Below are 19,992 nucleotides of genomic sequence, written 5' to 3' on the forward strand. Positions count from 1 at the left end.
GACCGCTCCCATGGGCGTTGCCCCTGCCCCGTCCGGCCCCACCGCGGAACCCGGCCGGACCGGGCCCGGCCGGGCGCACTGGCTGCGCGTGGCGCGCGAGACGGCGGACGACCTGGCCACGGACGCGGTGGCCCGGGAGCAGGCGGGCAAGCCCCCGTTCGACGAGGTGTCCCGGCTGCGCGAGGCGGGACTGCTGACGCTGCTCCTGCCGGCCGCGTCCGGCGGAGGCGGCGCCGACTGGCCCACGGCCTACGCCGTCGTCCGGGAGATCGCGGCGGCCGACGGCGCGATCGGTCAACTGCTCGGCTGCCACTACCTGCTGTCGTGGACGGCGCGGTTCTTCGGCGCGCCCGCGCCGGCCGCCCGCGTCGAGCGGCGGTCCGCGGCGGAGCAGTGGTGCTGGGGAGGTGGACTCGCCGCTCGGGAAACCGAGTTGACGCTCACGCGGACCGGCGGCGGCCAGGTGCTCGACGGCCGGCAGAGCTACGCCACCGGTGTGCTCGTCGCCGACCGTCTCGCCGTGCGGGCCGTGCGGGCCGACACCGGGGAGCCGTTCGCCGTCGCCGTCGATCCCGCCCGGCACGGCGTGCGGGTCGACGCCGACGGCGACGCCTTCGGCCAGCGGCTCGCGGCGGGCGGGAGCGTGGAGTTCGACGCCGTACCGGTCACGGGCGACGACCTCCTCGGCTCCCTGTCCGCCGAAGAGGACGTCCTGTCGCCCGCGGCCGCCCTGATGTCGCCGGTCGGGCGGCTGCTGTCCGTCCAGCTCCGCCTCGGCATGGCCGAGGGAGTGCTCGCCGAGGCCCGGGAGTACAGCCGGACGGCGCACCCGGCCCCGCGGTCCGCCTGGCCGGCCGCCGCCTCCGAGGACCCGCACGCGCTGGCCTCCTACGGCGAGCTCACCGTCCTCACCCGCTCCGCGTCCGCCCTCGCCGACCAGGCCCTCGAAGCGGTCCACGGCGGGCTGGCGCGCGGCGAGGACCTCACCTTCGACGAGTACGCCGAGGCGTCGGTCCTCGTGGCCATGGCCGAGGCCGCGGCGTCCCGGGCCGCGCAGGAGTCCACCGCCCGCGCCCTCGACGTCGTCGGCACCCGCTCGGTCTCCGCGCGGCTGGGTTTCGACCGCTTCTGGCGCAACGCCCGCACCCACACGCTCCACGAGCCCGTCACCCACCGGCTCCACGACGTCGGGGACTACTTCCTCAACGGCGCGCACCCCCCGTTCGTCCTGCCGGTCTGACCGCACGGGTCCGGTTCCCCGCCGTACGGAATAATGGGCGCATGCGGATATCGGCAAGGGCGGACTACGCGGTACGCGCCGCACTGCAGCTGGCCGCGTCCGGGGACGGCGGGCCGCTGAAGGCCGAGGCCATCGCGGCTGCGCAGGACATTCCACACAAGTTCCTGGAGAGCATCCTCAACGACATGCGCCGGGGCGGTCTCGTGCTCAGCCAGCGCGGCGGCAACGGCGGCTACCGGCTGGCCCGGGACGCCGAGTCCATCAGCATCGCCGACGTCATCCGCGTCGTGGACGGACCTCTGGTCTCGGTGCGCGGGGTCCGCCCTCCCGAGCTGTCCTACACCGGGCCCGCCGAGTCGCTGCTCCCCCTGTGGATCGCGCTGCGGTCCAACGTGCGCGAGATCCTCGACGGTGTGTCGCTCGCCGACGTCGCGTCCGCCCGGCTGCCGGCCGAGGTGTCCGCGCTGGCCGAGGCGCCGGGCGCCTGGACGAACCCCTGACCCGCCGCACCGTCGCTCCGCATCTCGGTGGGAGAGACGAGCTCGTCCATCATGCGAACACCCTCTTGGGGTTGCCGCCGGCTTCTGCCACGATCCCTATCAGCCAGGTAGGAAAACTAGGGATACGGGGGGTGTGGTCATGGGAGCGTTCGACCTCGTCCTCCCGCACGAGCCCTCGCTGCTTTCGCTGACGGTGCGTCGCCACATCGACTTCGGCCGCACGTCCAGCGACATCTGTCGTTCCGTCTGAGCTCCGCGCGGTCCCTGCCGGAACCGCGACGCACCACTCCCCACGCTCCACCGCCCGACCCGGGTCGGCGTCCCCGCCGCCGGTCGGCGCGTGGACCACTGGTGCGCGCCCCGGGCCCCCTCCCCGGCTCCTTCGTCTCTCCGTGTCTCCGTATCCACGTATCTCCGTGGTCCCCGTGATCACCCTTTCCCGAGAGGACACCTCCGTGTCTGCCGCAAGACCGCTCACCACCCTGCGCGCCCTCGCCGTCACGGCCGCGCTCCCGCTGCTGCTGACCGCCTGCGGGTACGGATCGACGTCCACCGACGACGGCAAGAAGACCGCGGTCGCGGCGGGCGGCGAGAAGCTCTCGGCCGACGAGGTCAAGATCGGCTACTTCCCCAACCTCACGCACGCCACGGCTCTCGTGGGCGTCCAGGAGGGCCTGTTCCAGAAGGAGCTCGGCGGCACCGCCGTCAAGACCGCGACCTTCAACGCCGGGCCGTCCGAGATCGAGGCGCTGAACGCCGGGTCCATCGACATCGGCTGGATCGGCCCGTCCCCCGCGATCAACGGCTACACCAAGTCGGACGGCAAGAGCCTGCGCATCATCGGCGGTTCGGCGTCGGGCGGGGTGAAGCTCGTCGTCAACCCGCAGAAGATCAAGTCCCTGAAGGACGTCAGGGGCAAGCGGATCGCCACACCCCAGCTGGGCAACACCCAGGACGTGGCGTTCCTCAACTGGGCGGCCGAGCAGGGCTGGAGGGTCGACGCGCAGAGCGGCAAGGGCGACGTCACGGTCGTCCGCACCGACAACAAGATCACCCCGGACGCGTACAAGTCCGGTTCCGTGGACGGCGCCTGGGTGCCGGAGCCGACCGCGTCCAAGCTGGTCGCGGAGGGCGCGAAGGTCCTGCTCGACGAGTCGTCGCTGTGGCCGGACAAGAAGTTCGTGATCACGAACATCGTCGTGCGGCAGAGCTTCCTCAAGGAGCACCCGGACGTCGTCGAGGCCGTGCTGCGCGGGTCGGTGAAGACCAACGAGTGGATCAACGCCAACCCGGAGAAGGCCAAGGCGTCCGCCAACACGGCCCTGAAGGAGCTGTCGGGCAAGGCCCTGTCCGCCGACGTCATCGACCCGGCCTGGAAGTCCGTCACCTTCCTCGACGACCCGCTGGCCTCGACCCTCGGCACCGAGGCCGACCACGCGGTCAAGGCCGGCCTGCTGGACAAGCCCGACCTGAAGGGCATCTACGACCTCGCACCGCTCAACAAGGTCCTCAAGGCCGAGGGTCGCGACGGGGTCGACGACGCCGGTCTCGGCGTCAAGTAGCCGGAACGCCGGCGGACGGCCGCCCGGAGCCGGCCGGCCGTCCGCCGGGGAACCTCGGCATGCATCCGGCATGCCGAGAGCCCACACTGGCCATGAGCCGTCCCGGCCGGGTGCCGGCGCCCCCGGGACAGGGCCGCCGCCGGCCTGGGAGGTGCGTCATGACCAGTCGGCCCGATGCCCGGCCGATCGTGGTGGGCGTCGACCCCGGCCCCACGAGTCGGCCGGCACTGGCCTGGGCCGCCGACGAGGCCGACCGGCGGGAGCTGCCGTTGCGCCTGGTGCACGTACGGGAGACGCCGCCGGCGAAGTACCGGACGCCGGACCTGGAACCGGCCTGGGAGACGTGGGACGAGGCACTGCGCACCCTGGGGACGGACGCCCTGGACGAGGCCGAGGCGTTCGTCAGGGACAGGCGCCCCCGGGTGGACGTGTCGGTCCGGCTCGCGGCGGGCGACGCGGCCTCGGTCCTGTCCGCGCAGGCGCGGGAGGCCGCGGCGGTCGTCCTCGGCTCCCGGCACCTGACCGCCGTGGAGGAGCTCGTCCGCTCCCTCTCGGTGGCCGTGCCGGTCATCGCCCGCGCCGACTGCCCGGTGATCGTCGTACGCGAGGCCGAGCACGCGTTGCGGCAGCACCCGTACGTCGTGGTGGGCGTCGACGGCAGCCCCGACTCCGCGGCAGCCGTCGACTACGCGTTCGAGGAGGCGGTCCTGCGCGGCGCGGGCCTGCGGGCGCTGTACGTGTGGCATCCGCCGCTCCTCGGTGTCATGGACGAACACGCCGCGCTGCAGGAGTGCCGAAGGCTGCTCTCCGAGATCGTGGCCGGCCGCACGGCCGCCCATCCGGACGTGCGGGTGCACCACGAGGTGGTGCGGGGCCACCCGGTGAAGGTGCTGAGCGAGACCTCCGCGGACGCGCTGGGCCTGGTGGTCGGAGCCCGGGGCCTGGGGGGCTTCGCCGGTCTGCTGCTCGGTTCCGTCAGCCAGGGCGTGCTGCACCACGCCCTGAGCCCGGTCATGGTGGTTCCGTCCGCGGAACGCCGGATCCCGTGAACGACGGGCAGGCGGCCGCACCCCGGATCGTGGTCGGGGTCGACGGCTCCGAACCCTCCGAGGCGGCCCTGCGGTGGGCGGTCGGGCAGGCCGGGCTGATCGGCGCAGTGGTGGAGGCGGTGCTGGCCTGGGAGTACCCCCGCTGGTACGGCATGGGTGTCGTCGTCTCCGGTTTCGACTTCGAGAGCAACGCCGCCACCGTGCTCTCCCAGGCCCTGGACGAGGCGCTGGAACCCGGCGTGCCGGCCGGGATCCGGCGGCGCGTCGTCTTCGGGCACCCGGCGGAGGCGCTGCTGGAGGCATCCCGCGGGGCCGAACTCCTCGTCGTCGGCAACCGCGGTCACGGCGGCTTCACCGAGGCCCTGCTGGGCTCGGTCACCCAGCACGTCGTCCAGCACGCGCCCTGCCCGGTCGTGGTCGTCCGCAAGCCGGGGCAGACGGACGGGCCGGGGGGCGGCTGACGGTCCGACAGCGGCGTCGCGGCGATGCCCACGCGGCCCGGAGTGCCCGCACGCGCCTGCCCGGCCGTGCTCATGCGCCGTCCCCGCGCGGCGGACGGCCCTGGAGGGTCAGGGCCAGCCAGCACGCCCAGCCGACCGGCTGCAGGGCCCAGTAGCTGACGGCCCGGTACAGCAGCGTCGCCGCGATCGCCGGACCGGGCCGCAGGCCGTACAGCACGAGCAGGGCCGCCAGGCTGGTCTCCACGATGCCGACGCTGCCCGGCGTCAGGCGCAGGCTGCCGGGGATCTGGGTGAGGACGTAGGCGAGCAGCAGACCGTGCCAGGGCACACTGATGCCCAGCGCCCAGAGGGAGGCGGCCAGACAGCCGGTGTCGAGGAGCCAGTTCAGCAGCGCGAAGGCGAACGGCCGCAGCCAGGGCCGCAGGCCGGGCTGCAGCCGGCGGGCCTGCCGGACCAGGTCGGCGAGTGCCTCCTGGCCCCGCCGGACCCGGCGGGAGCGCTGTCCGGCCCGGGCCCATGCCCGCCGTACCGCCGCACGGAAACGGGAGAAGCGGGTGGCGCCGAGGACGGCCAGGCCGATCACCAGGATCAGCAGCACCACGGCCCCGGGGAGCAGCACGACACGCAGCTGCGCCGGCCCCGCGGCGAGCAGGCCGGCGACGACCAGGACGCCCAGGGCGAGCATGGACAGCGCACCGGCGACCACCAGCACGGCCGCCGCGAGCACCTGCTCCACGCCACGACGCCGCAGCTGCCGGAAGACCCACGCCGTGGAGAACGCCGCCCCGCCGGGCAGCGCACCAGCCACGGCGTTGGCGGCCACGACGATGCCCGTCGTACGCCGCAGCCCCCAGCGGGTCCCACCCGCGGCCAGCAGCCATCGGTACAGCGCGCCGAAGCAGAACAGCGACAGCGCCTCGCACACCACGGCGACGGCCACCGGCAGCGGGTGCACTCCCGCGATGAGGTGATAGGCCTGGGCGATCTCACGCCGCCGCAGGAAGGCGAGCAGGACCACGGCCGCCACGAGGAGGGCGGCCACCAGCCACCACAGCGGGCCCGGTGGCGCGGGTCGTCCGCCCGTCCGTCCGGGGCCACGCGCCGTCTCGGCCTTCGCGCACTTTCCCAAGTCAGGACCGCCCCGTTCGATACGCGAACATGCGCCCGCTCCGCTGTCATTACCGTGGAAACCTCATTGAACAGGACATATTTGTGCAAGCCGGGTCGCCGCAGGGGCGAGTGAGCGGAGAGAGAGATCATGTCCATCGACGGGGAGTGGTACAACGAGTTCGGTTCCCAGCTGCGCTTCGAGGCGGACCAGGAGGGAACCGTCAGCGGTGCGTACGTCACCGCCGTGGGCCATGCGCCGGGGACGTACCTGCTCACCGGGCGCCACGTCGGGCCGACGGGCCCCGGCCACGGCATGGCCCTCGGCTGGACGGTCGCCTGGCGCAACGACCACGGCGACCTGGGCTCCGTCTCCAGCTGGAGCGGCCAGTTCATGGCCGGACCGGAACGCATCCTCACCACCTGGCTGCTGACCCGCTCGGCGGCCACGACGGAGACGTGGGAGTCCACCGTCGTCGGCCAGGACGTGTTCACCCGGCAGAAGCCGACGGACGATGACGTGGACCGCGCCCTGCGCAGCGGCCGTCCGGTCTCGCACCCCATGCCCGCCTGAACGGGCCGGGTGTGGACCTGACCACCGCGGGGCCGGTCGCGGCCGGGGAGGAGCTGTCGTGCTCAGTCGCGTCGCGGGCGTCGTAGTGCATCTCCTCGGCCGCCTCGACGTCACCACGGACGCCGCGGGCGGGCCGGCGGCCGGCAGCATCGTCATCGCCAACCACACCTCCCTCAGCGATCCCGCGATCGTCCTGGCCGCGCTGCGCCGCCTGGGAACCGAACCCGTCGTGCTCGCGGCCGCGGGGCTGTGGCGCGTCCCGGTGCTCCGCCGCGTCCTCACCCGGGAGGGACACATCCCGGTGCACCGGCACGACCCCCGTGCCGCCCAGGCGGTACGCGACGCCCGTGCCGCGCTGGCCGCCGGCCGTACGGTGCTGATCTACCCGGAGGGCGGGCTGCCGGCCGGCAGCCCGCCCGGCGAGGCTCCGCCCCGGACGTTCCACCCCGGCCTCCACCACCTCGCGCACACCACCGGCGCCCCGGTGGTGCCCCTCGGCCAGGCCGGGGCGCCCGCCCTGGTGTCGGGCCCGCCCCTGGAGCAGGTGGCCAGGCTGCTCACCGCTCCGCTGCGCCGCCCGAGGCTGTGCGTGCACGTCGGCGAGCCCCTGCGTCTGGGAGGCGGGAAGACCGAGGCGCTCGAGGCGGCCCGCACCGCGCTGACCGCGGCCTGGCGTGTCGCCGCCCGGCGGCTCGACGCCCGGTCGCACCCCGTCGCGCCCTGAGGAGGGCGAGCCGGCGACCGCCCGCCCCTCGGTCCTCCCGAAGCCGGCGACGGCCGGCGCGACGAAGGCGGCCGCGCAGGCCCGGACGCTTCCCGGCTGGGTCAGTGCTCGCGGGCGAGCTCGTGGTTCAGTGCGCGCAGGAACTCCGCGATCGTCTCCAGTTGCTCGGGCGTGAACCGCTGCCGGGCGGCCTCGGTGCTCCGGGCGAGCGGGGAGAAGTACCGGCGGGCGAGCGCGCGGGCCCCCGCCCTGTAGTGCAGGTGCACCACCCGCCGGTCGGCGTCGTCGCGGGTGCGGCTGATGTGGCCGGCGCGTTCGAGCCGGTCGAGGCACGCCGTGACCGCTCCGGAGGTGAGGTTGAGGCGCTCGCGCAGCCGGGAGGGGGTCATGGGCCGTCCCTCGTTGACCGAGGCGTCCAGGATGGCGGCCAGGGCGTGGACGTCCGTGGCGTGCAACCCGTGAGCCTGGGCAAACGTGTGGGCGATGCGGTTGAACTCGCCGTTCAGCGTACGCAGCAGGACGGCGTAGGCCTGAAGGTCACTGGCGGGGCTCTCGGATCCCTCCGCGGTGTCGTGCTGCATACCCCCAGGATATGATCTCTCAATGGCTGAGATACTTCATAATTGAGTTAATCTGCTTCTGCCCGTTGCCCGGCTCCCTGGGGACTGAATGAACACCGTGCGACGACCGGCCCGATGGCTGGTCCCCCTTGCCCTCGTGATCGTCTGGCTCGGCCTGGGCGGAGCCTTCGGCTCCTACGCCGGCAAGCTCGGCGAGGTCTCGACCAACGACCAGGCCGCCTTCCTGCCGCGGAGCGCCGAGTCCACGAAGGTCATCGAGCGGCAGAAGGCCTTCGACCAGCGGGAGACCCTCCCCGCCATCGTCGTCTGGACCTCCGGGTCGGGCGGCGACGTGACCCCGGCGCAGCAGGCCGCCGCCACCCGGGCGCTGCGTTCACTGAAGGGTGCGACGGGCGTCGCGGGCGAGCCGTCCCCGGCGCTGCGCTCGAAGGACGGTGCCGCGCTGGAGGGCGTGGTGCCTTTGCGCCCGGACCTCGGGGACCGGCTGCCCGACGTCCTGGCGGACGTGCGCAAGGCGGCCGGCGATGTGGCCGGCGCACGGGTCCAGCTCGCCGGACCGGCGGCCACCCAGTCCGATCTCGCGGACGCCTTCTCCGGCATCGACGGTCTGCTGCTGGGCGTGGCACTGGGCGCCGTCCTGGTGATCCTGCTGCTGGTCTACCGCAGCGTGCTGCTGCCCTTCGTGATCATCATCAGTGCCGTGTTCGCGCTCGGTGTCGCCTGCGCGATCGTCTACGTCCTGGCCGACCACGGCGTCGTGCGCGTCGACGGGCAGGTCCAGGGCATCCTGTCCATCCTGGTGATCGGCGCGGCCACCGACTACGCCCTGCTGCTGACCGCGCGCTTCCGCGAGGAACTCGCCCACCGCGGCGACCGCGTCGCGGCCGCCCGGGCGGCACTGCGCGGCTCGCTCGGCGCGATCACCGCCAGCGCGGCGACCGTCGCGCTGGGGCTGCTCGCCCTGCTGCTCAGCGACCTCACCAACAACCGGGCGCTGGGGCCGGTCGGAGCGATCGGCATCACGTGCGCCGTGCTGACGACCCTCACCTTCCTGCCCGCGGTGCTCGCCCTCCTGGGCCGGGCGGCGCTGTGGCCGGCCAAGCCCCGGTCGGCCGACGCGGAGAGCGGCGGGCACGGCATCTGGCGGCGCGTGGCCCACTGGGTCGACACGCGCCCCCGGCCGTTGTGGCTCGGGACGCTGGCGCTGCTCCTGGCGGGTGCGGCGTTCTTCCCCGCCCTGCGCTCCTCGGGTGTGCCGCTGAACGAGCTGTTCGTCAACGACGCGCCCTCCGTCGCGGCGCAGCAGACGCTCGGCAAGCACTTCCCCGGCGGGTCCGGGCAGCCGGTGGTGATCATCGCCGACGCCGGCAAGGCGGACCGGGTGAGCCGGGTCGCGGCCGCGACGCCGGGCGTCGCCGCCGCGCGCCCCGCCGGCGCGTCCGGCCGCCCGGGCGGCGCACCTCTGGTCAAGGACGGACGGGTGCGGATCGACGCCGTCCTGTCCGACGCGCCCGACAGCGACGCGGCGAAGCGGACCGTGCAGCGCCTGCGGGACCGGGTCCGCCCCGCCGATCCGGGTGTTCTCGTGGGGGGCTACACGGCTCAGCAGTACGACACCCAGCGCACGGCCGCGCACGACCGGACCCTGATCGTGCCCGTCGTCCTGGCGATCATCCTGACCATCCTCGTGCTCCTGCTGCGCTCGCTGCTGCTGCCCGTCCTGCTGGTCGCCACCGTGGCTCTGAACTACATGGCCACGCTCGGCATCGCGGGCCTGGTGTTCCAGCACGGGTTCGGTTTCTCGGGCACGGACGCGTCGGTCCCGCTGTACGGATTCGTGTTCCTCGTCGCCCTGGGCGTCGACTACAACATCTTCCTCATGTCACGTGTCCGGGAGGAGACGCTCCGGCTCGACACCCGGCAGGGCGTGCTCCGCGGGCTGATCGCCACCGGAGGCGTGATCACCTCCGCCGGGGTGGTGCTGGCCGCCACCTTCGCGGCGCTCGCCGTCATCCCGCTGGCCTTCCTGGCCCAGATCGCCTTCATCGTGGCCTTCGGTGTCCTGCTCGACACCATCGTGGTGCGGTCCGTGCTGGTCCCGGCGCTGGTGCGGGACATCGGCCCGACGGTCTGGTGGCCCGGCCGGCTCAGCCGCCACCGGCCGGCGGACGGCCGGGCCGCGGCTCCCGCGGAGCGGGCGGAGACCGTGTAGGCGTCGGCGCTCCTCCATCGCGGGGCAGGTGGGCGGCGGCGTTCAGGTCCAGGTGGCCTCTCGCCGGCGCCCATCTGCCCCGCGCTCCTTGACCGGCCCCACCCCGGACAGCACAATGTGCCGCACGCTTGAGAGCGTTCTCAAGTTGAATGTTGTATTAATTGGGAGGGGCCCCATGGCCGGCACGGCACGCAATCACCTCACTCGGCGGACGCTCATCGGTGCCGGGACGGCCGCCGCGGCGCTGTCCGTCGTCGGCGCCGGAACGGCCCGTGCGGCCGGCGCCGCTCCGGCAGCCGTCGCGCCGGACGGTGGTCGGGCCCGCGGTTACGCGTTCCTCGACGCCGTCATGGACGCCTACCCGGACCACGGCACCACGCGGCTGGCCCAGAGCTACGCCGACGAGGCGGGGCTGTTCAGCACCGCCTTCACCTACGACAACGCCCTCGCCGTGCTGGCGTATCTGGCGCGGCCCGGCCACGCCGGGCGGGCCAGGGCCGTGGCGCTCGGGGACGCGCTGCTGTACGCGCAGTCCCACGACCCGCAGTACGACGACGGACGGCTGCGTCAGGCGTACAACGTGGGCCCGTACGTCTACTACGACGGCTCGCCGCAGCCGGACGGGTTCGTCCGCGCGGACGGCACGGCGAACGTCGGCACCCAGTTCGGCTTCACGGGCACGGCGGTCGGGGACATGGCGTGGGCGGGCATCGCCCTGGCCGCGCTGGCCGCCCGGACCGGGGAGGCGCGCTTCCTGACCGGTGCCGTCCGGATCGGCGAGTGGGTGGAGGCCAACGCCCGTACCGACGAGCCCCTCGGCGGCTACAAGTTCGGCGTCGACGGGGCCGGCCAGAAGCTCCCGTACTCCGCCACCGAGCACAACATCGACCTGACGGCCCTGTTCGGGCGGCTCGCGCGGCTCACCGGAAGGCGGGTGTGGCTGGAGCGGCGGGCCCGCGCCGAGGCGTTCGTGCACCGCATGTGGGACGCGTCCGGCGGGTTCTTCTACACGGGCACCAACGACGGTGTCACCGTCAACACCTCCCCCGTGCCGGAGGACACCCAGACCTGGAGCTACCTGGCCCTGGGCGAGCGCCGCCACGCCGGCTCGCTCGACTGGGCGTCCGCCCGCCTGGCGGTGCTGGACACCGCCGACCGCCGCAACAGCACCGTCCCGGCCGGCCAGTCGTACGAGGGCGTCACCTTCAGCTCGGCGTCACTGACGGCGGACGAGGACGCGCCCATCGCGCCTTACCAGCCCAGGCCCGACCGCGAGGGTGTGTGGTTCGAGGGCACCGCGCACCTCGCCCTGGCCCTGCGCGAGCGCCGCGCGCCCGGCGACGCCCGGCACGCGGCCCGTCTGGTCGCCTCCCTGGAGCGGGCCCAGGACCTGCTCGGTCAGGGGCAGACCGCCGGGGGCAGGGCACTCCCCGGGCGCTCGGGCGTGGTGTCGGCCAGCAGCCCGCTCGACACCGGTTACGGCTTCGGCTACTACCCGTACCGGCACACCGGCGCCACGGCCTGGTACCTGCTGGCCGTCGCCGGCGCCAACCCGCTGCGCGGACTCTGACGTCCGGTGTGAGGGTCTCCCCGCCCACCGGTCACGCGGGTTCCGGTGGGGGGGTCAGGCGGTCGCCCGGCGGATCAGCCGGGTGGGGATGACCAGGGAGGTCAGCGGGCGGCCGGGGCCGTCGCCCTTCGCCCGCCGGTCGAGGTCGCGCAGGAGCAGCCGCACCATCAGCCGGCCCATCTCCGCTATCTCCTGCCGCACCGTCGTCAGCGGCGGGTCGGTCAGCTCGGCCACCGAGGTCACGTCGTCGAAGCCGACGACCGCCACGTCCTGCGGAACCCGGCGGCCCCGCTCCCGCAGGAGCCGCAGCGCGCCCGAGGCCATGAGGTCGGAGGCGACGAAGACGGCGTCCAGGTCCGGGACCCGGTCCAGCAGCACGGCCATGGCGCGGGCGCCGCCGGCCTCGGTGAAGTCGCCCTCGACGACGAGCTGCGGGTCGGCGTCCATCAGCAGGTCGTGGAAACCGTCGAGCCGGTCCGCGGAGGCCGTCTGGTCCATCGGCCCGGTGATCGTCGCGATGCGCGAACGTCCCAGGGAGAGCAGGTGGCGCACGGCCTCGCGGGCGCCGCCGCGGTTGTCCGTGTCGACGTAGAGGATGCTGCGGTCGCCCTCCGCGTCCCGCCAGCCGGGGCGGCCGCCGAAGACGGTGGGGATCCCGATGCGGCGGGTGATCGCGGGCAGCGGGTCCTCGTCGTGCAGGGAGAACAGCAGGGCGCCGTCCACGTGGCCGCCGGCGAGGTAGCGGCCCACGCGCTCGTAGTCCGCGTTGCCCTCGACCAGCAGCAGGACCAGCTGCAGGTCGTGGGCGGTCAGCTCGCGGCTGATGCCGAGCAGCTGCTCGGCGAAGAACGGGTTGGTGAAGACCTTGGCCTCCGGCTCGGCGACGATGACGGCGACCGCACCGGTCCGCCGGGTGACCAGGGTGCGGGCCGCCTGGTTCGGTACGTAGCCCAGCTCGTCCACGGCGCGGCGGACCTTCTCGACCAGGGCCTCGCGCACCCCGCTGCCCCCGTTGACGACACGGGAGACGGTGGCCCGGGAGACGCCCGCCCGTTCGGCGACGGCTTCCAGGGTGGGGCGGGGCGCGGCGGTCTGGTCGGGCAAGGAACGCTCCTCTCGGGGACGGGAACAGCGTAGCTTCCCTGAAGGAGCGGGGAACGCCCATTGAGAGAGCGCTCTCAGGCGGGGGGCGCCCCTCGGTGGAGCGACCCTTCCGGTCTTCGGTTCAGCGCCCGCCGGCCGACACCGCCGGCCGGTTGACCGCGGCGGCCACGCCCGCGGCGGCCGCCGCTCCCGCCGCGCCGAACGCCGGCGGGCGCCGGTGACGGGACGGCCACGGCTGAAGGCCGCGGCCGTGCGCCTCGTCGTCGGGGCGCCGGGCCGGGCTCATCTCTGCCCCCGGCCGGGGAGGTGCCCGGCGTACTCGGTGAGCTTCTGCCGTACGCCCTTGGCGATGATGCCCACCTTCTCGGGATCGTGCAGCGCCGCCTTGGCGGTCTTCCTGCCCTGTTCGAGCGTGATGTGCGGCGGGATCGGCGCGATCTCCTGGTCGACCTTGAACTCCAGCACCACGGGGCGGTCGGAGGCGAGCGCCTGGTCCCACGCGGCCCCGACCTCGTTCGGCTTCTCGCAGCGGATGCCCTTCAGGCCGAGGAGTTCGGCGTAGGCCGCGTACGGCACGTCCGGGATGTACTGCGAGCCCGGGTACTTCGGGTCGCCGGCCATGGCGCGCTGCTCCCAGGTGACCTGGTTGAGGTCCTGGTTGTTGAAGACGCAGAAGACGAACGGCGCCGGGCCGGACAGCCGGTCCAGGTACCGCTTGACCGTGATCATCTCGGCCATGCCGTTCATCTGGAACGCGCCGTCGCCGACGAAGGCGATCACCGGCCGGTCGGGGTAGGCGAACCGGGCCGCGATCGCGTACGGCGTCCCCGGCCCCATCGTCGCCAGCGTGCCGGACAGCGACGCCTGCATGCCCTGGCGGAGCTTCAGGTGGCGCGCCCACCAGTTCGTGCCCGATGGCGTGCGCGCACGCCATGAACGCTGCCATCTCCTCGTGCCGCGTCTGGATGAACTCCGGATCACCCGCCGCCCGGTCGAACGCGCCGAGCAGTCCGTTGATCCCGTCGCCCGGATAGCCGTAGATCCTGTGGACGCCCCGCTCCCGCAGGCGCTGCAACAAGTAATCGGCCACCAGTGTCTTGGCGAACTCCCTCGGACCCGGTCTCTGCGTCACCTGCGGGTGACCCACGGGCGTTTCCGGTGAACGGCGGGGGCCGCGAGGCCACTCGCACGGGCGGAATTGCGTGGATCGGCCGGATCACGGGGGTGCCGTGCCCGCGCGGAACGGCGGGTACGGCACCGGGGGGGTCAGCGGGTGGGGCGCCTGGTGCGGCCGATGGTGAGTCCCATGGCGGCGAGACCCAGCAGTGCCGTGATCGCGCCCAGCCAGCAGTTGTTCCAGATGATCCCGGCCCGGGCGCTGTGGCCGGCGGTGACCACCCAGGGGGAGATCAGGAGCCACACGCCCATCGGGACGAGCACCCACGCCACGCGGAACATCCGCTCCGGGGCCAGGGCCAGGCCGAGCCCGATCAGGGCGATACCGATGCCGACGATCAGGTTGTTGACCGTGATGAAGCTGTCGTTCGTGAAGTGCACGACCCAGGGCGAGACTGCGGCGTAGACACCGGCGAGGAGGACGAGGCCCTCCACGGCGATCGCCTGGCCGCTGGACGCCGTCCGCTCGAGCCTGTCCCGCATCTCCGCGAACTCGGGATGCGTGCTCATGCCGCCGGACTGCTGTGGATACGACATGGCTGTCGTCTCCTCTCCGCGAGGGAGTTCATTGCCTCATGCAAGGGTCCCCCTTTATTCAGGCTTTATGCCCTTTCGTTTCGATTTGCCGTGATTCTTTGCAAGAGTGCCCGCAGGAGGGTGTTTCGGCAGGTGGTCCCGGGGATACTCCGCGTTCCATGCCCTTCGCCGCCCGACTCGGATGAGTGGACATGGGACCCCTCACCATCGTCCTCGCGCTGCTCGCGGCGCTGTCCAACGCGTCCGCCTCGGTGCTGCAGCGGCGCGCCGCGGCCGACGAGGAGCAGCGTGGCGCGGCGGACGCGCAGGACGGTCAGGGCGAGGCCCGGCGGGCGGTGCGCTGGCTGTCCAAGGTGACGCGCCGGCCGCACTGGCTGATCGGCACGTCCCTGCTGATCGTGTCCAGCCTGCTGCAGGCGTCGGCGCTGTCGGTGGGCAGTCTGGCCGTCGTCCAGCCCCTGCTGACCACCGAGCTGCTGTTCACCCTCGTGGTGGGCAGTGCGGTCTTCCACCACCGGCCCGACCGCCGCACCTGGCTGGCGTTCGCGGCCCTCGGCCTGGGCCTGGCCCTCTTCCTGGCGGCGGCCGCGCCCTCCACCGGCGTGACGACCGCCTCCGGCGAGCTCTGGCTCATGGCGGGAGGGGCGCTGCTGGTCCTGGTGGCGCTGCTGGTCGGGTTGGCCCGGACGCGCTCGGGGGCGCCGCGCGCCGCCCTGCTGGGCCTGGCGTCCGCGGTGTCGTTCGCGTGCACCGCGGCGCTGATGAAGGAAGTGGTGGGGCGGATCGGGCAGGGGCCGGGTGCCGTGTTCGGGCACTGGTCGCTGTACGCCACGGCCGTCGCCGGCCTGGTCAGCTTCCTGCTACTGCAGGGGGCGTTCCGGGCGGGCTCCCTGACCGCCTCGCAGCCCGCGCTCACCCTCGGGGACGCGCTGACCAGCGTCGCGCTCGGGTGGGCCCTGTTCGACGAGCGCATCGGGCTGGGCGCGCGCGTGGTGCCCGAGCTGATCGGCGTCCTGCTGATCGGCGCGGGCAGCATCGGCCTGGCGAGCGCGCCCTCGGTCAGCGGTGCCTGGGACACGGCGCCCGAGCAGTCCGCGGACGCCGGCCGGAACCCGTGACGGCGCTCCCCTACTCGCTGGAGCAGTTCTCGCGCTCGTCGCCGTCGGCGGTGCGGTGACCGGGCATCGCGGGGTGCCGGGCCAGCAGGAAGACACCGGCGACGATGGCCACCAGGCCCGCGCTCGCGCCGGCCAGGGCGGCCGGGTCGGTGCGCAGGCGGTCGCCGAGGAAGCCGATGCCGCAGGCGATGCCGGCGAGCGGTTCGGCGGCGGTCAGGGTCGGCAGGGACATCCGCAGCGGCCCCGCCTCGAAGGCGCTCTGCACCAGCATCAGGCCGGTCACGGCGAGCGCGACCAGGGTGTACGGCTCCCAGCGCACGAGGAGGGCGAGGATCCCCCCGTCGCCCAGGATGCCGGTGGACACCCGGGTCAGCGCGTCCTGCAGCCCGTACAGGATGCCCGCGGCGGCGGCCAGCAGCGGCGGCTCGTCGAACAGCGGCAGATGACGGGCGACGGCGATCAGCGCCAGAGCGGAGCCGATCACCAGCCCGATGACCAGCCAGTGCCGGAACGCACCGACGTCCGCCGGCCCTCCCGTGGGCCGGGCGGCCAGGATGAACACGGCCACGCCCCCGCTGAGCAGCAGCACCCCCACCCAGCCGGAGGCGCCCAGCCGCTGGCCGGTGAGCCGGCGCGCCGCCGCCATGGCGAACAGCAGGTTGGTCACCAGGAGCGGTTCCACCTGCGAGAGGTCACCGGAGGCCAGGGCGACGGCGCTGAGGATCTGGCCGCCCACCATGCAGGCGATGCCGGCCAGCCACAGGCCGCTGTGGGCGAGGTCCCACAGCAGCCGGAAGTGCAGCATGTCCGCCTTCGGCGCCCGTTCGGCGGCGTGCTGCTGGAGCACGAACCCGATACCCAGCAGGCAAGCCGAGGCGAGGCCGAAGACGTAGAGCATGGTCCGTCCTAGCTGTGCGCCCCGTTCGAGTACCGGCCACCCGGAATACCCCGTGCCGGTCGTCTTTACGCGGGTTCGGGTCCCACGAGTGTGTTCTCGCCGGAGCGGCCCGCGAGGTGGTCCGCGACGTTGGCGGCGGTGGTGCGGGCGATCTGGCCGACGGCCTCCCGGGTGAAGTACGCCTGGTGGGAGGTGACGAGCACCTTGCTGAAGGTCATCAGCCGCGCGAGGCGTTCGTCGGTCATCACCTCCAGCGACTTGTCCAGGAAGAACACCCCGGCCTCCTCCTCGTACACGTCCAGGCCGACCCCGCTCAGCCGTCCCGCGCGCAGCGTCTCCAGCAGGGCGTCGGTGTCCACCAGACCGCCGCGGCTGGAGTTGACGAGGATCGCGTCGTCCTTCATCAGCGCCAGGGCCTCCTTGTCGACGAGGTGGTGGGTGTCCGGCAGCAGCGGCACGTGCAGGCTGACGAGGTCCGCCTCCGCGAACAGCCGCTCGCGCGACACGTACTCCATGCCGAGGGCGAGGCAGTCGGGGTTCTCGGCCACGTCCCAGCCCAGCAGCCGCATCCCGAAGCCGTGGGCGATCCGGGCGAAGGCCGCCCCGATCTTGCCGGTGCCGACCACCCCGGCCGTCCGGCCGCGCAGGTCGCGGCCCATCAGCCCGTCGAGCCGGAAGTCGAACTCCCGGGTGCGGTGGACGGCCCGGACGACCCGCCGGTTGACCGCCAGGGCCAGCGTCCAGGCGAACTCGGCGACCGAGTACGGCGAGTAGTACGACACCCGGGCGACGGTCAGGCCGAGGTCCCGGGCGGCCGTCAGGTCGACGTTGTTGTGGCCGGTGGACCGCTGGGCGATCATCCGCGTGCCGCCCTCGGCCAGGGTGCGCAGCACCTCCGCGTCCAGGGTGTCGTTGACGCTGCTGAGCACGATCTCGTGGCCCTGCGCCGTCAACGCGGTGTCCCGGTCCAGGAACAGCCCCAGACAGCGCAGCTCGTGAGCGCCCGCGAACGCCTCGTCGAACGCTTCCCGCAGCAACGGCTCCTCGTCCGTGAGGACGCCGTACGCGATGATCTCCACCGGGTCTCCTCCAGCCTGGTCGGGCGAACCTGCCCCTCACCGTAGGCGGGACCCGCGCCCCGGGGCGTGAGCCGGTCGGCCCTGGTTCGGGGACCCCCTCGGCTACCCGGATCGGGGAGGTCTGACCCAGTCCAGGGAGCGTTCGACGGCGCGCCGCCAGTTGTCGTACTCCTCCTCGCGCCGGGCGGGGTCCATGTCGGGGAGCCACTGGGCGGCCCGGTGCCAGTTGCTGCGCAGGACCGCGAGGTCCGGCCAGTAGCCGGCGGCGAGCCCGGCCGCGTAGGCCGCGCCGAGGGAGACCGTCTCGGCGACCAGGGGCCGCACCACGGGCACGTCCAGCACGTCGGCCACGAACTGCATCAGCAGGTTGTCCGAGGTCATGCCGCCGTCCACCTTCAGCTGCCTCAGCGCGACCGAGGAGTCGGCGTTCATGGCGTCGACGACCTCGCGGGTCTGCCATCCGGTGGCCTCCAGCACGGCGCGCGCCAGGTGGCCCTTGGTGATGTACGAGGTGAGGCCGACGATGACCCCGCGCGCGTCGCTGCGCCAGCGGGGCGCGAAGAGGCCGGAGAAGGCGGGGACGATGTAGCAGCCGCCGTTGTCGTCGACCGTCCGGGCGAGAGTCTCGATCTCCGGGGCGCTGCTGATCAGCCCCAGCCGGTCGCGGAACCACTGGACCAGGGCCCCGGTGACCGCGATCGAGCCCTCCAGGGCGTAGACGGGCCGCTGGTCGCCGATCCGGTAGGCGACGGTGGTGAGCAGCCCGTGGCGCGACCGTACGAGGTCGTTGCCGGTGTTGAGCAGCAGGAAGCTGCCCGTGCCGTAGGTGCACTTCGCCTCGCCCGGGGAGAAGCAGGTCTGGCCGAAGAGGGCGGCCTGCTGGTCGCCCAGGGCCGCCGTGATGCGCACGCCCGGCAGCAGGGCGCGGGCCTCGCCGTAGATCTCGGCGGAGGACCTGATCTCGGGCAGCATCGGGCGGGGCACTCCGAAGAAGGCGAGCAGCTCGTCGTCCCAGGTGAGGGTGCGGATGTTCATCAGCATGGTGCGGCTGGCATTGGTGGCGTCGGTGATGTGCAGACCGCCGTCGGCGCCTCCGGTGAGGTTCCAGATCAGCCAGGTCTCCATGGTGCCGAACAGCACCTCGCCGTCCTCGGCGCGCTGCCTCAGGCCGGTCACGTGGTCGAGGAGCCAGCGCAGCCGCAGGGCGGAGAAGTAGGTGGAGGGCGGCAGGCCGCAGCGTTCGAGGAAGAACTCCTCGCCGGGCCGCTCGCCGAACTCCTCGACGAGCGGGGCGGTGCGGGTGTCCTGCCAGACGATGGCCCGGCCCACGGGGGCCCCGGTCCGCCGATCCCAGAGCACCGTCGTCTCGCGCTGGTTGGCGACGCCCACGGCGGCGACGCCGGCCTGGTCGACGCCCGCCCCGGACAGCGCCTCGGGCACGATCCGCTGGAGGTTCTGCCAGATCTCGACGGCGTCGTGCTCGACCCAGCCGGGCCTGGGGAAGTGCTGGTGGTGCTCCCGCTGCGCGACCGACACCAGCCGCCCACGGTGGTCGAACAGGATGCAGCGGGTGGAGTTGGTGCCCTGATCGATGGACATTACGTACCGTTCAGCCATGATCGGGTGTGCCTTCCGACGGGTCGGGGAGCGGCGGGCCGGCCGGGGCTACCAGCGGGCGGCGCCCAGGTCTCTGGAGATCGCCCGGGCGGCCTCCCGGAGCAGTGTGATCAGGCTCGGACGGGGATGGCCCGGACCGTCGCAGAGCCGTTCGACCGGGCCGGACAGCCCGATGGCACCGACGACGAGGCCGCCCTGCCCCCGGATCGGCGCGGCGAGCCCGCCCTCCCCCATGCTCATCTCCTGGAGCTCGGCGGCCCAGCCGAGCTCGCGGACCTCCGCGAGGGCCCGGCCCAGCCGCTCCGGGGTGACCAGCGTGTGCCGGGTGTAGGCCTCCAGCTCCGCGTCCGGGGGCTCCAGGGAGGCGGTTCCGTAGGCCAGCAGCACCTTGCCGAGGGAGGAGGCGTGCAGCGGGAGCAGCGAGCCGACGTCCAGGGTCTGGAGCGTGTCGTCGGGCCGGAACACGTGGTGGACGACGAGGACCTTGCCCTCCAGGGGGGTGCCGAGGCGCACCGCCTCCCCGCTGCGGGCGGCGAGGGCGTCGGCCCAGTTGAGGGAGCGCGACCGCAGCTCGTTGACGTCGAGGTAGCTGGTGCCGAGGTGCAGCAGGGCTGCGCCGAGCTGGTACTTCCCGGTCGCCGCGTCCTGCTCGACGAAGTCGACGTGCTGGAGGGTGCGCAGGATGCCGTGGGCGGTGCCCTTCGCGAGGCCGAGCGAGGCCGCCACCTCGCCGAGCCCCAGGCGGCGGGGACCGCCGGCGAGCAGGCGCAGGATCGCCGCCGCCCGTTCGATGGACTGGACTGGGCCGGCCATGATGCGAGCGTATTACCGCGCGCGGCGGTCCGCTTCCGGGCACTGCCGTGCCGGGGCCCCGTGGACGGCC

General features: G+C 73.5%; 18 protein-coding genes and 2 pseudogenes. 10 read left to right on the forward strand and 10 right to left on the reverse strand.

The annotated features are described in order from the left end of the window. The first annotated feature begins 10 nt into the window (after nt 1–10). From AQJ66_RS25575 to AQJ66_RS38515, 5 genes are all read left to right on the forward strand, one after another. Complete coding sequence (locus tag AQJ66_RS25575) at nt 11–1,240, forward strand: acyl-CoA dehydrogenase family protein (protein WP_061926704.1); 1,230 nt, start codon at nt 11–13, stop codon at nt 1,238–1,240. Nucleotides 1,241–1,281: 41 nt separating this feature from the next. Further along, nucleotides 1,282–1,740 (forward strand): RrF2 family transcriptional regulator, encoded by a 459-nt coding sequence (locus tag AQJ66_RS25580; RefSeq protein WP_061926706.1) that lies wholly within the window; start codon nt 1,282–1,284, stop codon nt 1,738–1,740. 455 nt (nt 1,741–2,195) lie between these two features. Further along, nucleotides 2,196–3,302, forward strand: coding sequence for an aliphatic sulfonate ABC transporter substrate-binding protein (locus AQJ66_RS25585; protein WP_061926708.1), 1,107 nt, complete (start codon nt 2,196–2,198; stop codon nt 3,300–3,302). Nucleotides 3,303–3,460: 158 nt separating this feature from the next. Beyond that, the gene (locus AQJ66_RS38510) at nt 3,461–4,351 is read left to right on the forward strand and encodes a universal stress protein (protein ID WP_061926710.1); all 891 of its coding nucleotides are present in this window, start codon (nt 3,461–3,463) and stop codon (nt 4,349–4,351) included. After that, a complete protein-coding gene (locus AQJ66_RS38515) occupies nt 4,348–4,812 on the forward strand; it encodes a universal stress protein (protein WP_061926712.1) in 465 nt (154 codons plus the stop codon). The genes AQJ66_RS38510 and AQJ66_RS38515 overlap by 4 nt, the downstream gene beginning before the upstream one ends. Nucleotides 4,813–4,882: 70 nt before the next feature. Here the strand turns inward: AQJ66_RS38515 and AQJ66_RS25600 are convergent, their stop codons facing one another. Continuing rightward, a complete protein-coding gene (locus AQJ66_RS25600; RefSeq protein WP_244162937.1) occupies nt 4,883–5,854 on the reverse strand; it encodes a lysylphosphatidylglycerol synthase transmembrane domain-containing protein in 972 nt (323 codons plus the stop codon). A gap of 216 nt (nt 5,855–6,070) precedes the next feature. Between AQJ66_RS25600 and AQJ66_RS25605 the strand changes: the two genes are divergently transcribed. Then, on the forward strand, nt 6,071–6,493 hold the full coding sequence (locus AQJ66_RS25605) for an avidin/streptavidin family protein (protein ID WP_061926714.1): 423 nt from the start codon (nt 6,071–6,073) through the stop codon (nt 6,491–6,493). Nucleotides 6,494–6,551: 58 nt separating this feature from the next. Further along, the gene (locus tag AQJ66_RS25610; protein WP_061926715.1) at nt 6,552–7,217 is read left to right on the forward strand and encodes a lysophospholipid acyltransferase family protein; all 666 of its coding nucleotides are present in this window, start codon (nt 6,552–6,554) and stop codon (nt 7,215–7,217) included. Between the two features lie 101 nt (nt 7,218–7,318). On the opposite strand, the gene AQJ66_RS25615 is transcribed toward AQJ66_RS25610, so the two are convergent. After that, nucleotides 7,319–7,798 carry a MarR family winged helix-turn-helix transcriptional regulator gene (locus tag AQJ66_RS25615; protein WP_061926717.1) on the reverse strand — a complete coding sequence of 160 codons (480 nt, stop codon included), beginning with the start codon at nt 7,796–7,798 and terminating at the stop codon, nt 7,319–7,321. A gap of 88 nt (nt 7,799–7,886) precedes the next feature. Between AQJ66_RS25615 and AQJ66_RS25620 the strand changes: the two genes are divergently transcribed. Together AQJ66_RS25620 and AQJ66_RS25625 are read left to right on the forward strand one after the other, a co-directional pair. Then, nucleotides 7,887–10,010 carry an MMPL family transporter gene (locus tag AQJ66_RS25620; protein ID WP_061926719.1) on the forward strand — a complete coding sequence of 708 codons (2,124 nt, stop codon included), beginning with the start codon at nt 7,887–7,889 and terminating at the stop codon, nt 10,008–10,010. 175 nt (nt 10,011–10,185) lie between these two features. After that, a complete protein-coding gene (locus AQJ66_RS25625) occupies nt 10,186–11,580 on the forward strand; it encodes a hypothetical protein (RefSeq protein WP_061926721.1) in 1,395 nt (464 codons plus the stop codon). A 54-nt stretch (nt 11,581–11,634) separates the two neighbouring features. Here AQJ66_RS25625 and AQJ66_RS25630 read toward each other — a convergent pair whose 3' ends face one another. From AQJ66_RS25630 to AQJ66_RS25640, 4 genes and pseudogenes are all read right to left on the reverse strand, one after another. Then, complete coding sequence (locus AQJ66_RS25630; protein ID WP_061926723.1) at nt 11,635–12,684, reverse strand: LacI family DNA-binding transcriptional regulator; 1,050 nt, start codon at nt 12,682–12,684, stop codon at nt 11,635–11,637. A 282-nt stretch (nt 12,685–12,966) separates the two neighbouring features. After that, a pseudogene (locus AQJ66_RS25635) lies at nt 12,967–13,611 on the reverse strand (thiamine pyrophosphate-dependent enzyme); the annotation flags it as partial. 49 nt (nt 13,612–13,660) lie between these two features. After that, a pseudogene (locus AQJ66_RS41050) lies at nt 13,661–13,831 on the reverse strand (hypothetical protein); the annotation flags it as partial. 119 nt (nt 13,832–13,950) lie between these two features. Next, a complete protein-coding gene (locus AQJ66_RS25640) occupies nt 13,951–14,397 on the reverse strand; it encodes an SPW repeat protein (RefSeq protein ID WP_061926725.1) in 447 nt (148 codons plus the stop codon). A gap of 191 nt (nt 14,398–14,588) precedes the next feature. On the opposite strand from AQJ66_RS25640, the gene AQJ66_RS25645 reads away from it, so the two are divergent. Beyond that, complete coding sequence (locus AQJ66_RS25645) at nt 14,589–15,515, forward strand: DMT family transporter (protein WP_061926727.1); 927 nt, start codon at nt 14,589–14,591, stop codon at nt 15,513–15,515. Nucleotides 15,516–15,525: 10 nt separating this feature from the next. On the opposite strand, the gene AQJ66_RS25650 is transcribed toward AQJ66_RS25645, so the two are convergent. The 4 genes from AQJ66_RS25650 to AQJ66_RS25665 all read right to left on the reverse strand — a co-directional run bounded on the left by AQJ66_RS25650 (nt 15,526) and on the right by AQJ66_RS25665 (nt 19,922). Further along, entirely contained in the window at nt 15,526–16,413 is an 888-nt protein-coding gene (locus tag AQJ66_RS25650; protein ID WP_061926729.1) for a DMT family transporter, read from the reverse strand. A gap of 65 nt (nt 16,414–16,478) precedes the next feature. Continuing rightward, nucleotides 16,479–17,492 carry a 2-hydroxyacid dehydrogenase gene (locus tag AQJ66_RS25655; protein WP_061926731.1) on the reverse strand — a complete coding sequence of 338 codons (1,014 nt, stop codon included), beginning with the start codon at nt 17,490–17,492 and terminating at the stop codon, nt 16,479–16,481. Between the two features lie 102 nt (nt 17,493–17,594). After that, nucleotides 17,595–19,109: a glycerol kinase GlpK gene (gene glpK / locus AQJ66_RS25660; RefSeq protein ID WP_061926733.1), complete on the reverse strand. Its 1,515-nt coding sequence runs from the start codon at nt 19,107–19,109 to the stop codon at nt 17,595–17,597. A gap of 48 nt (nt 19,110–19,157) precedes the next feature. Beyond that, nucleotides 19,158–19,922: an IclR family transcriptional regulator gene (locus AQJ66_RS25665; protein ID WP_061926736.1), complete on the reverse strand. Its 765-nt coding sequence runs from the start codon at nt 19,920–19,922 to the stop codon at nt 19,158–19,160. Between the last annotated feature and the right edge of the window lie 70 nt (nt 19,923–19,992).

The sequence above is a fragment of the Streptomyces bungoensis genome (assembly GCF_001514215.1).
In the GTDB taxonomy this organism is placed as follows: Bacteria; Actinomycetota; Actinomycetes; order Streptomycetales; family Streptomycetaceae; genus Streptomyces; species Streptomyces bungoensis.

Bases quoted from the DNA above. Each gene is read 5' to 3' on its own strand.
- AQJ66_RS25575 (WP_061926704.1), top strand. From the start codon at position 11: ATGGGCGTTGCCCCTGCCCCGTCCGGCCCCACCGCGGAACCCGGCCGG.
- AQJ66_RS25580 (WP_061926706.1), top strand. From the start codon at position 1,282: ATGCGGATATCGGCAAGGGCGGACTACGCGGTACGCGCCGCACTGCAG.
- AQJ66_RS38510 (WP_061926710.1), top strand. From the start codon at position 3,461: ATGACCAGTCGGCCCGATGCCCGGCCGATCGTGGTGGGCGTCGACCCC.
- AQJ66_RS25605 (WP_061926714.1), top strand. From the start codon at position 6,071: ATGTCCATCGACGGGGAGTGGTACAACGAGTTCGGTTCCCAGCTGCGC.
- AQJ66_RS25615 (WP_061926717.1), bottom strand. From the start codon at position 7,798: ATGCAGCACGACACCGCGGAGGGATCCGAGAGCCCCGCCAGTGACCTT.
- AQJ66_RS25620 (WP_061926719.1), top strand. From the start codon at position 7,887: ATGAACACCGTGCGACGACCGGCCCGATGGCTGGTCCCCCTTGCCCTC.
- AQJ66_RS25625 (WP_061926721.1), top strand. From the start codon at position 10,186: ATGGCCGGCACGGCACGCAATCACCTCACTCGGCGGACGCTCATCGGT.
- AQJ66_RS25640 (WP_061926725.1), bottom strand. From the start codon at position 14,397: ATGTCGTATCCACAGCAGTCCGGCGGCATGAGCACGCATCCCGAGTTC.
- AQJ66_RS25645 (WP_061926727.1), top strand. From the start codon at position 14,589: ATGGGACCCCTCACCATCGTCCTCGCGCTGCTCGCGGCGCTGTCCAAC.
- AQJ66_RS25650 (WP_061926729.1), bottom strand. From the start codon at position 16,413: ATGCTCTACGTCTTCGGCCTCGCCTCGGCTTGCCTGCTGGGTATCGGG.
- glpK (WP_061926733.1), bottom strand. From the start codon at position 19,109: ATGGCTGAACGGTACGTAATGTCCATCGATCAGGGCACCAACTCCACC.
- AQJ66_RS25665 (WP_061926736.1), bottom strand. From the start codon at position 19,922: ATGGCCGGCCCAGTCCAGTCCATCGAACGGGCGGCGGCGATCCTGCGC.